The organism is Nocardia sp. XZ_19_385, from assembly GCF_015355755.1.
In the GTDB taxonomy this organism is placed as follows: domain Bacteria; phylum Actinomycetota; class Actinomycetes; order Mycobacteriales; family Mycobacteriaceae; genus Nocardia.
In genome coordinates this window covers 1615439-1629555 of the sequence record NZ_JACVEE010000001.1, presented here as the reverse complement: position 1 = coordinate 1629555, position 14117 = coordinate 1615439, and the positions used below count along the sequence as shown (strand labels likewise).

Genomic DNA, 14117 nt, shown 5'->3' with positions numbered 1-14117 from the left:
ATGGCCATCGATCCCGCGCTCGTCGGAACCGAGCTTCCGGCAACCACTTTGACCGTCGACGCCGGTCGGCTGCGGTTCTTCGCGAAGGCGATCGGCGAGACCAACCCGGTGTACACCGATGCCGAAGCGGCCAAGGCCGCAGGTTACCGCGATCTGCCGGTGCCGCCGACGTTCCTGTTCGCGATCGAGCTGGACGGTCCGAACCCGTTCGAGTTCGTCGAAAAGGCCGGTGTGGACCTGCGTTTCGTGCTGCACGGCGAGCAGTCGTTCATCTATCACTCGCCCGCGGTGGCCGGTGACGTGCTCGTCGCGACACCGCGGATCACCGATGTGTACAGCAAGAAGGGCGGTGCGCTGGAGTTCCTGGTGAAGGTGACCGCGGTCACCCGCGTTGATGGTTCGGCCGTCGCCGACCTGAAGTCGATCATCGTCGTTCGCAATCCAGGAGCAGGCAAATGACCACTGCCGCAGCCATCGAGGTCGGCACCGTGCTGCCGCCGCTGCAGATCCGCACTATCTCGCGCACCACGCTCGCGCTGTTCGCCGGTGCTTCCGGTGACCACAATCCGATGCACATCGATATCGATGTCGCCAAGTCGGCCGGCCTGGAGGATGTGTTCGCCCACGGCATGCTCACGATGGCCTACCTGGGTCGGCTGCTCACCAATTGGGTTCCGCAGCAGTCGATCCGAAGCTATGGCGTGCGTTTCGCCGCCATCACACCGGTGCTCGGTAAACCGACCGCCACCGGCAAGGTCGTCTCGATCGAGGAGGTGGACGGCGAACGCCGCGCCACGCTCGAACTTTCCGTCGTACTCGCCGACGGCACCATCACGCTCACCGGCGACGCCGTCGTCGCCCTCTGAAAGGATTTGGAACACATGGGAACTCTGGACGGACAGGTCGCCATCGTCTCCGGCTCCGGTCGCGGCATCGGCCGTGAGATCGCGCTGAAGCTGGCCGCCGAAGGCACCAAGGTCGTGGTGAACGACCTCGACGCCGAACCCGCCAAGGAAACCGTCGCCGCGATCGAAGCCGCTGGGGGACAGGCGCTCTCCTGCATCGGCAGCGTCACCGACGAGGATTTCGCGGAGCGTTTCGTGCAGACGGCGGTCGAGGGGTTCGGCGGGCTGGACATCATCGTCAACAACGCCGGCTACACCTGGGATTCGGTGATCCAGAAGATGACCGACGAACAGTGGGACGCCATCCTCGACGTGCATCTCAAAGCGCCGTTCCGGATCTTGCGCGCTGCCCAGCCGGTGATCGCGGCGCAGGTGAAGAAGGCCAAGGAAGCCGGCGCGCCGATTCCGTGCCGCAAGGTCGTCAACATCTCCTCGGTCGCGGGCACGGGCGGCAATGCGGGACAGGCGAATTACTCCTCGGCCAAGGCGGGTCTGATCGGACTGACCAAGACCCTGTCCAAGGAGTGGGGCCGCTACAACGTCACCGTCAATGCCGTCGCCTTCGGCATGATCAAGACTCGGCTCACCGAGGCCCCCGCCGACAGCGGCGGCACCATCGATGTGCAGGGCAAGGAGATCAAGGTCGGGGTCAATCCGCAGCTGGTGGCCGCGATGGAGCAGATGATCCCGCTGGGTCGGGCCGGCACGCCCAGCGAGGGCGCCGGCGCGGTGTATCTGTTCTGCACCCAGGAGTCCAATTACATCAGTGGCCAGACCGTCGTGTGCGGCGGCGGCTTCAACATCTGAGGATCGACGTGACCACCCCTGTGTACCGATCCGCGTGGGTCGATGACGAAGTCCAGGCGTTGCACGATATGGCGACGAAGTTCTTCGAAGCCGAATTGCTGCCGCACGAAGAGCGTTTCGCCGCGCAGAAGTGCGTAGACCGCGAATTCTGGAACAAGGCAGGCCGACTCGGCCTGCTGTGCGCCGCCATTCCGGAGGAGTACGGCGGGGGCGGCGGCACCGTCGCCCACGACTTCGCGATCTTCGACGCCCAATATCGCTTGGGTGATACTGCTTTCGGAAACATGGTGCACAGCGGGCTGGTCGCGCACTATCTGCTGGCCTACGGCTCCGAGGAGCAGAAGCGGCGCTGGCTGCCCCGAATGGCCAGCGGTGAGCTGGTCGCCGCGATCGCGATGACCGAGCCGGGCACCGGATCGGATCTGAAAGCGGTGCGCACCACCGCGGTTCGCGAGGGTGACGACTATGTCATCAACGGTGCGAAGACCTTCATCACCAACGGCAAGCACGCCGACCTGGTGATCGTGGTCGCCAAAACCGATCCGGCCGCGGGCGCGAAGGGTATTTCGCTCCTCGTGGTCGAGGTAGGGGAGGCCACGGGTTACCGGGTCGGCCGGGTCCTCGACAAGGTGGGGATGAAGGGCCAGGACACCGCCGAATTGTTTTTCGGCGACGTCCGGGTACCTGTCGGCAATCTGCTCGGGTCCGAGGGTGCGGGCTTCGGCTACCTGATGAAGCAGCTGGCCCACGAGCGCATGGTGGTTGCGGTCTGCGCGGCGGCGGCCACCGAGACGGCGGTCGCGCTTACCGTGGCATATACCAAGGAGCGCAAGGCATTCGGAGCGCCGCTGTTCGAGATGCAGAACACCCGTTTCGAACTCGCCGAATGTGCGACGCTGGCGCGGGTGTCGCGGGTCTTCATCGACAACTGCGTCGAACGGCACCTGCGGGGTGAACTCGACGGTGCGGCCGCGTCGATGGCCAAGGCTTACAGCACCGACATCCAGGGCCAAGTCGTGGACCGTTGCGTGCAGTTGTTCGGCGGTTACGGGTACATGCTCGAATACCCGATCGCGCGGATGTACGCGGATGCCCGGGTGCAGCGCATCTACGCGGGCGCCAACGAGGTCATGAAAGAGCTCATCGCGCGCTCGTTGTAGTGGCACAGGCGTCGGTAAGATCATCCGACGTCGACTTTGAGAGAAGAGGGCATGGCAATGGTGAACGGGCCGGACGTGGTCCGTCCGGCCCGTGGCACCCGGCCGGCGAACCGGCGGGAATTGATCGTCGCGGCGGCGAGTGACCTGTTCTACCGCAAGGGATACGCCAACGTGGGCATGGGCGAGGTGGCCGAGGCCGTCGCGATCGGCCCGTCCGCGCTGTACCGGCATTTCCGCGGTAAGCAAGGCTTGCTCGCCACGGTCGTGGCGGAGGCGCTGCAAACGCTCGACGACGCCCTCGCGGCGTCAGGGCAGCGTCCGGAGCAGGTCGCCGCGACGCTCGCGACCTCCGTGCTCGCACACCGTGGGGTAGGGGTGCTGTGGCGGCGCGAATCCCGGCACCTGGTCGACGACGAGCGCGCCGCATTTCGCGCCCAGGCCCGGCGGATCGGCGCGCGCATGGCCGAGGTCATCGCCCGCGCCCGCCCCGAATTGGACCCGGTCCAGCGGGATCTGCTCGCCTGGTCGGCGCTCTCGGTCGCCAACAGTGTGTCGTTCCACAGCCTGTCGCTGCCCGAACCCGAATTCGCCGCACTGCTCACCGATGCGATCCGCCGGGTGCTCGACGCCCAGCTACCTGAACTCGGCACGCACGAGGAACCCGACCGGGCCACGCCCCTGGCGGCCCGGTCCAGGCGCGAGGCCATTCTCACCGAAGCGACAAAACTCTTTGCCGCACAAGGATTTACCGGCGTAAGCGTGGAAGACATCGGTGCGGGGGTCGGTATCGCGGGGCCGAGCGTCTACAACCATTTCCCCGGCAAGGCCGATATTCTCGCCGCGGCAATTTTCCGCGGCGACGAGTGGCTGCGGATGGACATGCATCGGGCGCTGGCCAAGGCCACCGAGCCGCGTGATGCGCTCGCGCGGATTCTGAACAGCTACGGCGAGTTCGTCTTCGAGAATCCGCACTTGATGCAGACGCTGGTCTCGGAGACTCAACATCTGCCGGAGGCCGGACGGGTGCGTGCGCGGGCGGCGCAGCGCGCCTACATCGCGGAATGGGTGCACTTGCTGTGCAAGATCCATCCGGAGTGGGAGCCGGTCGCCGCGCGCGTCCGGGTGCAGGCCGTGCAATCCATGATCAACGACACCGCGCTGACGCCACACCTGCGGGCGCTGCCCGAGATCGACGCGGTGTGCGCCGCAATCGGCGCGCAGATTCTCGGCATCTAGCAACTATCGACACCATATTTCACTAGCAGAGCGCTACGCCGATTCAGAGACGCTCGAATGGAGCAGTAAAAATGGCGACCACTATCGACGCGCTGTGGCGCTTCCCGGTGAAATCCATGGGCGGCGAGCAACTCCAAGAGGCAGTGGTGACGTCGGCCGGGATCGTCGGTGACCGTGGCTACGCGCTGATCGACAAGGAGACCGGGAAGGTGGTCAGCGCCAAGCACCCCGCGCGGTGGCGCGGAATTCTGGACTGCCGCGCGACATACGTCGAGGAGCCGCGGCTGGGCGAGCCGGTTCCGGCCGTGCTCATCGAGCTGCCCGGTGGCACCTCGGTGCACAGCGACGACGCCGAGGTAGACAGGGTGCTCTCGGAATTCTTCGATCGTGAAGTGACACTGTCACTTCCGGCGGGTGCCTACGACACCATCGACGAATACGTTCCAGACGACGCGAACCTGCGCCCGGAGGGCTACCGCGACGAGCTGACCGAAACCCGCATCGGCGCGGCCATGTTCCGGCACCAGGGCATCCCGCCGATGGTTCCGGACGCGTCGTTCTTCGACCTCATGCCGATCAGCGTGCTGACCACCGCCAGCTTGGCGCGGCTGGCCGAACTGGCCCCGGGCAGCGTGGTCGATCAGCGCCGGTTCCGGATGAACCTGATCATCGCCGCCGACGACATCGGGTTCATCGAGAACGACTGGCCGGGTAAAGCTTTGACGATCGGAGCCGGCACGACACTGTTCGGCATCATCCCCACGCCCCGCTGTGTGATGACCAACCTCGGGCAGGGCGACCTGCCCAAAGACGCGAACATCCTCAGAACCACCAATCTGCACAACAGCCGGCAGGTCCTCGAGGTCGGGAAGTACCCTTGCCTGGGTGTGTACATGGTCGTGGCCGCGGAAGGAGCTATCCGCGTGGGTGATTCGGTAGTCGTCACGGATCCCGCGGTGCAGCAGTGAGCGATCCGGTTCTGATCATCGGTGCGGGGCCCGGTGGGCTGGCGGCGGGTGCCTGCGTGCAATCGGCAGGGCGGGAGGTTGTCATCGTCGACAAGGCCGACACCCTCGGTTCGGCGTGGCGCGGCCATTACGAGCGGCTGCATCTGCACACCATCCGGCATCATTCGCACCTTCCCGGGTTCAAATTCGCACGCTCCTACGGGGATTGGGTCGCAAGGGAGAATGTGGTCCGGTACCTGGAGGACTACGCGGCTCATCACGGGCTGTCGGTGCGCACGGGTGTCGCCGTCGACAAACTCGAGCGGGCAGGTGATCGCTGGATCGCCCGGAGTCCGCAGGGCGACATCACCGCCCGTGAGGTCGTCGTCGCGACCGGCTACAACCACACACCACTGATTCCGGAGTGGCCGGGGCGCAACGAGTTTCGTGGTGAGCTCGTGCATTCCGCGCAATACCGCAATCCGCGGCCGTATGCCGGGCGTTCGGTGCTGGTCGTCGGCACCGGCAACACCGGTGCGGAGATCGCCGTCGACCTCGTCGAGGGCGGTGCGGCGCGGGTATGGCTGGCGGTGCGCACCGTGCCCACCTTCGTCCGCCGGGAGGTCGCGCCGGGGATCGGCCAGAGTTCGGTGGGCATTCTGCTGCGCAGGTTGCCGGTGCCGTTCGTCGATCGGTTCATCTCGATCGCCAGCCGGCTCACCACACCGAACCTCAGTTCCTTCGGATTGCCCAGGCCCGCCGCGGACGTCTACACGCGGCTGCTGGCCGACGGCGCGATCCCGATCATCGATGTCGGTCTGATCGATCTGATCAAGGCGGGCAAGATCGAAATCGTCGGTGCTGTCCAGGGATTCGAGGCGGACAAGGTGCTGCTGGCGAATTCGGCGGCAATCGCGCCGGACGCGGTGATCGCCGCGACCGGATTCCAGCACGGCCTGGAAAATCTCGTCGGCCATCTGGATCTGCTCGACGCGCAGGGGCGTCCGACGGTGCATGGCGGGCAGACGCATCCGGACGCGCCGGGCCTCTACTTCACTGGGTTCACCAACCCGATCAGCGGCATGTTCCGGGAACTCGCCATCGATGCGAAGAAGATCGCCGCCGCGATCGGCTGAAAAACCAAGGGGCACGGTAGGTCTCGCCTACCGCACCCCGCTCCGGTCAGCCGCACTGAGTCGGCGCGGTGGCACCGGCGAACCGCTGACCGAGATAGTCCAGCGCCGCGGGGAAACCCGCCACTCCTGAGAGCGCGTGCGCCGAATCGCTCGTCCGCACATAGGTCAATTCCGCACCGGCCCGGCACCACGAAGCGGCGAGCTGATCGGCGGCCTCGATCGGGAGAACGTCATCCTCGGTGGAGTGCCAAAAGTAGGTCGGCGTGGTCGGCGGTGTGGCGGCATCGACGTCGATCTGGCGTGCGATCGCTCGGATGCGCGGCTCGGTCCCGATATCGGGGTCGATCGTGAAGTCGTCGACGTCGGCGAACAGGTAGTTCCGCAGGAAGTCGAATCCGCAGTAGTTCGCCGTTTCGGCGAGCATGCGCTTGCCTTCGCCGTTCAGCAGCGCCGGGATATCGGCAGCCGGGGAAAGCCGATGCATCGCAGCCAGCACCAGGAAGCCGAGTCCGGCGTTCGTGGTTCCGCTCACGTGCCCGACGGTGTCGTCGAGGCCGTACGGCACGCCGCCGACGGCGACACCGGCGAGCGGGAGTTCCGGTGCGTAGCCGGGCTGCGCCTGGGCCGCCCACACGCTGGCGAGCGATCCGCCGGAAAAGCCGGTCAGGCCGAGCGGCGACGACCCCAGCCCGGCGGGAGCGAACGACCGGGCCGCGCGGAGACTGTCGAGCACACTGTGCGCGGCTTGGTCCTTGTCCAGGAAACGCGCCTGCGGACCTTGGTAGTCGGGGAAGGCGACGGCCCAGTTCTGCCGCAGTGCGAGCACCGCGAGCGGCGCCTCCACGTTGCCGTTGTTGAACCGCGCCGCCGACCCCCGCGCGAGGGCGAACGACGGGGCGCATTCGGTTCCGAGGCTGTCCTCGGCCAGCTGGTGGCTGATCAGTGGACGTGCGCCCGGGCCCGTCCACGGCGTGACCGGCGTCACGATCGTGGTGACGCCGGTGGTCGGCCGGTCCTCGGCGTCCAGTGACTTGTATTTCACCTGCCAGGCGCGCACCGGCAGCGGCACACCGAGAAGGTCGATCGACCGCGAGTCGATGACGGACCCGTTGGCCGCCGCGGCCAGGTTCGCCGGAATGGCGTAGAACGGGTCCGACGGCGGAATCGGCTGTGCCGCTGCGGGTCCGGCGACGGCCAGGACGGTGAGTGTGGTCGTCATCAAGGCCGTCGCCAGGCGCCGCCGAACTGGAATGCGGTTCATGCGGCATTCGTAACATGCCTGAGCGGCCGATTCAGGCCAAGATCTCGGTATGGGACACTGGAGGCACTATGACCGCCGTCCCCGTACCCCTTGTTTTCGATGCTCCGCGCCGGGGCATGCCGCCCACGCATCTCGCCGATCTCGACGCGGACGGGCGGAAGAAGGCGGTCGAGGAGCTGGGGCTGCCCAAATTCCGGGCGGACCAGATCGCGCGGCAGTACTACGGACGCCTGCAGGCCGACCCCGAGCAGATGACCGATCTGCCCGCCCCGGTGCGGGAAAAGATCGGCTCCGCGCTGTTCCCGCCGCTGCTCAACGTGGTGAAACACATCACCTGCGATGCCGGTGAGACGCGCAAGACGCTGTGGAAGGCGGGCGACGGCACGCTGCTGGAGAGCGTGCTCATGCGCTACACCGACCGCAACACCCTCTGCATTTCCAGCCAGGCCGGCTGCGGCATGGCCTGCCCGTTCTGCGCGACCGGTCAGGCGGGGCTGACCCGCAACCTCTCCACCGCCGAAATCGTCGACCAGGTGCGCGCGGCGGCCGCCGCCCTGCGCGACGGTGACGTCGCCGGTGGCCCGGGCCGCCTCTCCAACATCGTCTTCATGGGCATGGGCGAACCCATGCCCCCCGTTTGACAAACGCTCTGACCTGCGATGATAATCCCTATCCATGGTTAACGTGCTTTACGCTGAGCGGATCAGCCTCGATCGCAAGGAGCGGTCCACCGACTCGATCGAGAGGCAGCACGCCAAACTGGAGCTGCGCCGCGAAGAGGAGTCCCGGTCGCGTGCTGTGACCGTCGTCGGTCACGCAGTTGATCGCTCGGTCTCCGGCAGCGTCGACATGTTCGACCGCCCGAAGCTCGGTCAGTGGTTGAACGAGGAAGGGCGCGACCGCTGGGATGAGCTATGGGTGACCACCCAGGACCGACTATCCCGAAACGACATACATTTCTTGGCGTTCGTATTCAAGATTCTTGAATGGGGAAAGACGCTCGTCGTTCTCGATGATCCTTCGCTCGATCTTCGCACCCCTGAGGGTAGGTTGATCGCCCATGCAAAAGCGCTCGGCCCGTCCAAGGAACTAGCGCGTATTCGTGCGCGAATCACTGAGAGCCATGAAACTCGACGTTACACCAGGGCGTGGCCCGGCGGAGTGCCGACCTATGGCTACGTGACAACGAAGATAATTTTGGATGGCAAACCCCGAAAGGTGCTCCAGCTCGATGAGTATATGGTCTCGGTTCTTCACGAGATGCGACGCTGGATGGTTGAGGGCGGCGACACAATCAAAGGTGTTTGCACCAAACTGAATGCTCGAAAAGAGCTTACTGCTAAAGACCGGTGGCGCTTGTCCATCGAGCAGCCGATCAAGAACGGCGTTGGCGAAGTTTGGTCACCTTCATCAGTTTCCTACCTGTTGTCTTCCCCGGCATTGCTGGGGCAGAAACTGCACAAGACGAAGCCTATGTTCAACCCGGACGGTTCTCCACTCATCATTGCCGACCCTGTTTTCGATCGCGAGGAATGGGCCACCCTTCAGGCGGCAATCAACGAGCGCCGACGTTCTCCCTATCGGAAGTATGGCGCATCACCACTTCTGGGAGTTACTTTCTGTGGCCGTTGCGAAGCCTCGGCAACACATGTTGCAACGTTCCGGGGTGAAGATGAGGCACCACGATATAGGTACTACAGATGTACCAATCAGCGACAAGAAAAACCGTGCCCCGGTGTCAGTAAAAAGGCTGTCGAGGTCGAGGAAATTGTTGAACGGGTCTTTCTGCAAGAAGTCGGCGATATCAATGTCGCCACCAAATCTTGGACTCCGGGAGAAGATCATGCCGAGGAGTTGGCGCGAGTCCGTGCAGCTATTGCACGGCTGGAGAATGAACGTGATACATCCCTCGGATGGGACGACGAGGACGAAGAAGGTTATCTTTCTCGCAAAGCGCGTCTCGTAGCTCGTAGAAACGAGCTTAAGTCTAAGCCGAGCCGTCCTTCTGGATGGGCGTATTCCGACACTGGTCAGAAATATCGCGATGCCTGGGAAATGGCGGACGAGCAAGGCAGGAGGAAACTCTTGGTCGACGCCGGTGTTCGGTTCGTCATCAATGCGCCGGATGACTTTGACGTCCAAATTCCGGACGACATCGCTGCCCGGCTCCAAGCTGTCTCCCTGGTCGCGTAAGCGACTCCCGTGCACCAACTCCAATTCAACTTCGCCGTTGCTTGCGCGCGACCCAATAGGCTGTGCCATTCGCTATGTCAGCGAGCACTGCCAGGGCACGGACGGCCCGCGGGGCCGGCGGGAGGGGTTTGGGGGCAAAGCCCCTAGGGTCTGGCCGACAAAGGTGGCGATTCAGGTTTGAAATGCCCCTATAGCCGTTCAACGCGACAGATCAGGACCCCGCAGGGCAACGCCCCGGGGCTTCCTCAATCGACGGTTCGCACCCCCGCAGCGTAGATTCTCGCCTTCTCAGGGCTGCGGCGAAAGCGGCGGTTCCCGCCGCTGATGGAAAACGCCCAATATGACCGGCTCCTACGTCGCCGGACTGTGTTGACGCTGGGCGTTTCGCTCAATTCTCTTTATCTTTTTTCCCTTCCGGCTTCGCGATTTTGGGCCGGGAATCCGGCGGTTCGTCAACCCCTGTTCCCGAAAATTTCCGCCCCAAGGGGCCAGCTCGCGCTGCTCGTCGGAATTTTTCGGACAGGGGTTGCGCCCCGACGGATCTCCCGGCCCGAAATCTCTTTCGCCGGAAGGGCAAAAAGAACGGGCGGTCAGGTGGGGGCCGCACTAGCAGTCAGGAGGCGATCTCACGATGAGCACTACCGATGTTTTGACGCGCAGCGAGTACAACGCGAAGCGCCGCAACGAGCACGCCGGGCCGGTATCGGAGTTGATGCCGGAAACCGTGGAGCGGTTCAAGCAGCTGTACCCGGATTGGAAGGGCAAGAACTGGCACGTCTGCGCCGGGGCCTACGGGATGCATCTAGGGCCGGTGAACCTGGTCCGCGACTCCCAGCCCGACGAGGCACCTACGGACGCTACCGCGTGACACCCCGAACACCGCACCGATTCGGCGGACTCCGCTCCGCTGGTCGGCCGGTCACGCACTGACCAATTCTCCGTGCGGCACAACACCACTTGAAAAAGGCGCGTCGGATATCGCGCCGATCTCTCACTCTTCACAGAAAGCGAAGACCATGACTCACGGCACCGAAACCGATATGACCAACACCGACAACACCGAGGTTCCCGACACCGACACCAGCGCCGTCGCCGGTGGTGAGGTGGCCGTGGTCGACTCGCCCGCGCTGGAATCGGCCGAGGTCGTCTACGACGCCGAATTGGTCGAGGAGCAGCCCGAGGAGTTCCGGACAGCCGAAGTCGATCCGGGCGAACTGGACTTCGAGGTTCCCGAGGGAGAATCCCGCTACGACCTGGACAACGACCCCGAATTGGTCGAGTCCGTGCGGGCGTGGGGTGTGCTGGAACCGGTGACGGTCTACCCCGGAGCCGAGGGCCGCTACCGAGTCGCGCGTGGCCGACGCCGGGTGCTAGCCGCACAGTTGACCGGCCGAAAGGTTCCGATCGTCGTGCGCGGCATGATGGGGGACGAGTCCGAGGCGATGATTCAGACCATCGCGGCCGAGATGCACACCAACGACCGCCGCACCGATTACACCGATCGGGAGCGTGCGAACCGGTGGGCTCAGATGTCGCTGTACGGGGCGAGCGTGGCCCGGATCGTGCGTGACACTTCCGCCAAGCGCGACGACGTGAAAGCCGCACTTGCGGCGGTCGATTCAGGCGTGGCTATGGATGCGGTGGATTCCGGCCAGTTCAGTTTCGAACAGGCCGCCGTGATCGCGGAGTACGAACAGGCCGGGGATGTCGACGCCGTGTCACGGCTCATGAGTGTGTCCGCCGAGGGGTTCGCGGTCGAAGCAGGCAGGATCGCGGCCGACCGCGCCCGGATCGCCGAACAGTTCCGTGCATCGCTGGCCTACGCCCAGCGCGGATTTTCGTTCGTGATCCGTGAACCCGGTTCCGCCGGAACGGAATTGCCGGATGGCGAGTACCTGCGCGCCGAGGAACTGCGGACCGCCGAGGGCGGGGAGGTCACTGCCGAAGTGGTGGACGCCGCGCCGGGGCTGTGGTCTATGTATCTGGAGCAGTACCCGGAATCGGTGGCAGTCGACGCCGAGTCCGGCGAGCCGGTCGACTTCGATGAAATCGACTGGGAGACCCGCCACGACCGCAGCAGCGCGGCTTATGAGGGGTTGCGGCATTTCGACAGCATCACTCTGGAAAGCAGCTGGCAGCCCGAGTACTGGCTACCGGTCGAGAACCTGGAAGCGTCCGGGCTGGTCGTAGCCGAGGAGATCGCGCCCGGCCTAATCATGGTCCCCGACACCGCTGAGGAAGCCAGCGAGGACGAGGAGCCCAAGCAGGGCGAGGACGCCAGCGAGGCGGGGGAGGGCGAGGAGCCCACGGAGGGCGGCCAGGACGCTACCGAGCAGGCAGCCACCGAGGAAGCCCGGCGTGCGGCAGGGGAGGCCGCTATCGCGGCGTTGGAGGCGCGTCGTGTCGCCGAGGAGAAGCGCGCGGAGGACACCCGCGAGCGGCAGCGGGTTATCGCGCTCAACATCGAGGGCACGGCGGCGAAAGAGGAGCGGTGCGTGTTCGTGGCGCAGTTGCTCACCCGCAAGACCCTGCCCAGTGATGCCGCCGCATTCATCGCGGAGGCGTTGTTGCTCGAGCCGGATCTGTTGAACCGGCATCGTTCGCAGTCGGGTGCGCTGGAGTTGCTGAACTTCGGCGACCGTGACAAGGCGTGCAAGCACAACGAGGACGCCTCCGAAAAGCGCAGCCTAGTACTGGTTTACGGGCTGGTACTCGGCGCGCATGAGGCCCGGATCGAGCAGGACCATTGGCGGGCCAAGACCGATGGGTTCTGGGGTGACGGGCCGGGCTACCGCCGCTACCTGCGCCATCTGGCCGACCAGGGCCACCGGTTGGAACCGGTCGAGCAGGTCACGGCCGGACATCTGGATTTGGCCGATATCGACATCGAAGCCCTGCGCGCCAAGCACAAGGCCCAGCGCGAGGAGCAAAAGGCACTCGCCGCCCAGGCATTCGCCGCCGCAGCCTGACCAAGCCAACCCCCCCAATCCCGTAAGACTACCGCGACACCGGCCCGCCGAACCAGGCGCGGCGGGCCGGTCGAGCGCGCCGAAAAACACTGTAGGAGAACAAAACTCATGTCCCGCGAGACCAGTGAATGGCTGAACACGCAAACCCTTATCGGGATGACCGATCAGCGCGGCACCGCATGGCACTACCGCGCCGAGCACCAGGGCGAGGAGCCCAACCATTACCCGAGCTATATCCCGGTAGCGGATGTGCGGCGCAGGCTGTTCGGGTGGCGCGCGGAGGCGGTGCCGCCGCATTACCCTGTGCCGTTCGGCGCTACCCCGGAGACTCCAGCCGATCCGGCCAACCCCGGTTATCGGCTGGTCGAAGTGCCGGGGTCGCCGTTTCCGATGATGGCGGATCTGTCCCGGCAGCTGGTTTTCCGCAGCGACACCGGCCGCCCACTGGGCGTGTTCTCGAGCAAATACCCGGTGATGCAGTACGGGGAAATGCTGTTGGACGGACTCGCGGCGCTGGTGACCCCGGACGGTTTGGCCGTCTCGGATGATGCGCTGGGGATCGGGTCGGCCGGGCTGTTGAAGGGCGGCGCGGTCGCGTGGGTGCAGATCGAACGCCCCGACACCGTGACCACGTCCGAAGGCGTTGATTTCCGGACCTCGATTCTGGCCAGCGCGTCGATGGATGGATCGTTGCCGCTGTCGTACGCGGCGGTGAATCAGGTTGTGGTGTGCGACAACACCCACGCGTGGGCGTTGGACGAAGCCGAGCGGTCCGGGCGGATCTGGAAGCTACGCCGCCGCTCCGCGCTGTCGCAGTTCGCTTTCAAGGACGCCCGCGCGGCGTTGCAGATGGTGGTGGAAGCCGAAGACGGTTTCGCCGCTGATATCGCGAAGCTGTGCGATCTGTCGGTGAGCCCGGCCCAGTTCCGCAGGCTGCTGGACGATTTCGCGCCGATGCCCGACGAGGACGCGCCCAAAGCGACACGGACCCGGGCCGAGAACAAGCGAGGCCAGATCGAAAAGCTCTGGGTATCCGACGAGCGCGTAAAGCCCTGGACGGGAACCGGTTTCGGATGGCTGCAAGCCGTCAACACGTGGCAGCACCACATGCGACCCGCCCAGGGCGACCGCGCCGGACGCAACACCACCAACGCCGTAACCGGCAAGACCGCCGATGCCGACACGCTCACTCTGGAACGGATGTTCCATGTACTCACCCCGGCGCGATGACATGGGCCACCGAAGAGACACCGCCGCCATCAGCGCGCTACTCGAGGAACTGGACAACCTAGTGCAATCCGCGCCCGGTGGCCCGATGAGCTTATCTCGCACCGGGATTGCGGCCATGAATGCGTGCACCCGTGCGGTTTTCGGAAACGCCACCGTCGACCCCGCACCGGTCGAGGCATTCGCCCAGCGCTGCACACGCGCGATCGAGATAGCCCACGCCCTCACCGCTGCGATCACCGCGCCCGAGGGCACCGAGTAAACCCGGCCGCCACC

General features: G+C 65.2%; 13 protein-coding genes and 1 pseudogene. 13 read left to right on the top strand and 1 reads right to left on the bottom strand.

Annotated features, from left to right (window positions below; genetic code table 11):
* The 7 genes from IBX22_RS07625 to IBX22_RS07595 all read left to right on the top strand — a co-directional run bounded on the left by IBX22_RS07625 (position 1) and on the right by IBX22_RS07595 (position 6191).
* On the top strand, positions 1-459 hold the full coding sequence (locus IBX22_RS07625; RefSeq protein ID WP_194814617.1) for a MaoC family dehydratase N-terminal domain-containing protein: 459 nt from the start codon (positions 1-3) through the stop codon (positions 457-459).
* Positions 456-866, top strand: coding sequence for a MaoC/PaaZ C-terminal domain-containing protein (locus IBX22_RS07620; RefSeq protein ID WP_194814616.1), 411 nt, complete (start codon positions 456-458; stop codon positions 864-866). The genes IBX22_RS07625 and IBX22_RS07620 overlap by 4 nt, the downstream gene beginning before the upstream one ends.
* Before the next feature lie 15 nt (positions 867-881).
* Positions 882-1712, top strand: a complete 831-nt coding sequence (locus IBX22_RS07615; protein ID WP_194814615.1) for an SDR family NAD(P)-dependent oxidoreductase — start codon at positions 882-884, stop codon at positions 1710-1712.
* Between the two features lie 8 nt (positions 1713-1720).
* On the top strand, positions 1721-2872 hold the full coding sequence (locus IBX22_RS07610) for an acyl-CoA dehydrogenase family protein (protein ID WP_194814614.1): 1152 nt from the start codon (positions 1721-1723) through the stop codon (positions 2870-2872).
* Positions 2873-2923: 51 nt separating this feature from the next.
* Entirely contained in the window at positions 2924-4108 is a 1185-nt protein-coding gene (locus IBX22_RS07605) for a TetR/AcrR family transcriptional regulator (protein WP_228538245.1), read from the top strand.
* A gap of 71 nt (positions 4109-4179) precedes the next feature.
* Positions 4180-5076: an MOSC domain-containing protein gene (locus IBX22_RS07600; RefSeq protein ID WP_194814613.1), complete on the top strand. Its 897-nt coding sequence runs from the start codon at positions 4180-4182 to the stop codon at positions 5074-5076.
* Positions 5073-6191 carry an NAD(P)/FAD-dependent oxidoreductase gene (locus tag IBX22_RS07595; RefSeq protein WP_309234473.1) on the top strand — a complete coding sequence of 373 codons (1119 nt, stop codon included), beginning with the start codon at positions 5073-5075 and terminating at the stop codon, positions 6189-6191. Before IBX22_RS07600 ends, IBX22_RS07595 begins: the two co-directional genes overlap by 4 nt.
* A gap of 46 nt (positions 6192-6237) precedes the next feature.
* Here the strand turns inward: IBX22_RS07595 and IBX22_RS07590 are convergent, their stop codons facing one another.
* Complete coding sequence (locus IBX22_RS07590; RefSeq protein ID WP_194814612.1) at positions 6238-7452, bottom strand: lipase family protein; 1215 nt, start codon at positions 7450-7452, stop codon at positions 6238-6240.
* A 68-nt stretch (positions 7453-7520) separates the two neighbouring features.
* Here IBX22_RS07590 and IBX22_RS07585 point away from each other — a divergent pair.
* The 6 genes and pseudogenes from IBX22_RS07585 to IBX22_RS07560 all read left to right on the top strand — a co-directional run.
* Positions 7521-8081 (top strand): annotated as a pseudogene (locus IBX22_RS07585) (23S rRNA (adenine(2503)-C(2))-methyltransferase RlmN); the annotation flags it as partial.
* 46 nt (positions 8082-8127) lie between these two features.
* Positions 8128-9645 carry a recombinase family protein gene (locus IBX22_RS07580; RefSeq protein WP_194814611.1) on the top strand — a complete coding sequence of 506 codons (1518 nt, stop codon included), beginning with the start codon at positions 8128-8130 and terminating at the stop codon, positions 9643-9645.
* 631 nt (positions 9646-10276) lie between these two features.
* Positions 10277-10513 carry a hypothetical protein gene (locus IBX22_RS07575; RefSeq protein WP_162958354.1) on the top strand — a complete coding sequence of 79 codons (237 nt, stop codon included), beginning with the start codon at positions 10277-10279 and terminating at the stop codon, positions 10511-10513.
* Between the two features lie 148 nt (positions 10514-10661).
* The gene (locus IBX22_RS07570) at positions 10662-12614 is read left to right on the top strand and encodes a ParB N-terminal domain-containing protein (protein WP_194814610.1); all 1953 of its coding nucleotides are present in this window, start codon (positions 10662-10664) and stop codon (positions 12612-12614) included.
* Between the two features lie 108 nt (positions 12615-12722).
* Positions 12723-13844: a DUF932 domain-containing protein gene (locus tag IBX22_RS07565; RefSeq protein ID WP_194814609.1), complete on the top strand. Its 1122-nt coding sequence runs from the start codon at positions 12723-12725 to the stop codon at positions 13842-13844.
* Position 13845: 1 nt separating this feature from the next.
* Positions 13846-14103, top strand: a complete 258-nt coding sequence (locus tag IBX22_RS07560; RefSeq protein WP_194814608.1) for a hypothetical protein — start codon at positions 13846-13848, stop codon at positions 14101-14103.
* The last annotated feature ends 14 nt before the right edge of the window (positions 14104-14117 follow it).

What these genes read in the sequence shown, in the direction of transcription:
- IBX22_RS07590 (WP_194814612.1), bottom strand. Translation starts at nt 7,452, where the DNA reads ATGAACCGCATTCCAGTTCGGCGGCGCCTGGCGACGGCCTTGATGACG.
- IBX22_RS07600 (WP_194814613.1), top strand. Translation starts at nt 4,180, where the DNA reads ATGGCGACCACTATCGACGCGCTGTGGCGCTTCCCGGTGAAATCCATG.
- IBX22_RS07560 (WP_194814608.1), top strand. Translation starts at nt 13,846, where the DNA reads ATGGGCCACCGAAGAGACACCGCCGCCATCAGCGCGCTACTCGAGGAA.
- IBX22_RS07605 (WP_228538245.1), top strand. Translation starts at nt 2,924, where the DNA reads ATGGCAATGGTGAACGGGCCGGACGTGGTCCGTCCGGCCCGTGGCACC.
- IBX22_RS07570 (WP_194814610.1), top strand. Translation starts at nt 10,662, where the DNA reads ATGACTCACGGCACCGAAACCGATATGACCAACACCGACAACACCGAG.
- IBX22_RS07565 (WP_194814609.1), top strand. Translation starts at nt 12,723, where the DNA reads ATGTCCCGCGAGACCAGTGAATGGCTGAACACGCAAACCCTTATCGGG.
- IBX22_RS07620 (WP_194814616.1), top strand. Translation starts at nt 456, where the DNA reads ATGACCACTGCCGCAGCCATCGAGGTCGGCACCGTGCTGCCGCCGCTG.
- IBX22_RS07625 (WP_194814617.1), top strand. Translation starts at nt 1, where the DNA reads ATGGCCATCGATCCCGCGCTCGTCGGAACCGAGCTTCCGGCAACCACT.
- IBX22_RS07615 (WP_194814615.1), top strand. Translation starts at nt 882, where the DNA reads ATGGGAACTCTGGACGGACAGGTCGCCATCGTCTCCGGCTCCGGTCGC.
- IBX22_RS07580 (WP_194814611.1), top strand. Translation starts at nt 8,128, where the DNA reads ATGGTTAACGTGCTTTACGCTGAGCGGATCAGCCTCGATCGCAAGGAG.
- IBX22_RS07575 (WP_162958354.1), top strand. Translation starts at nt 10,277, where the DNA reads ATGAGCACTACCGATGTTTTGACGCGCAGCGAGTACAACGCGAAGCGC.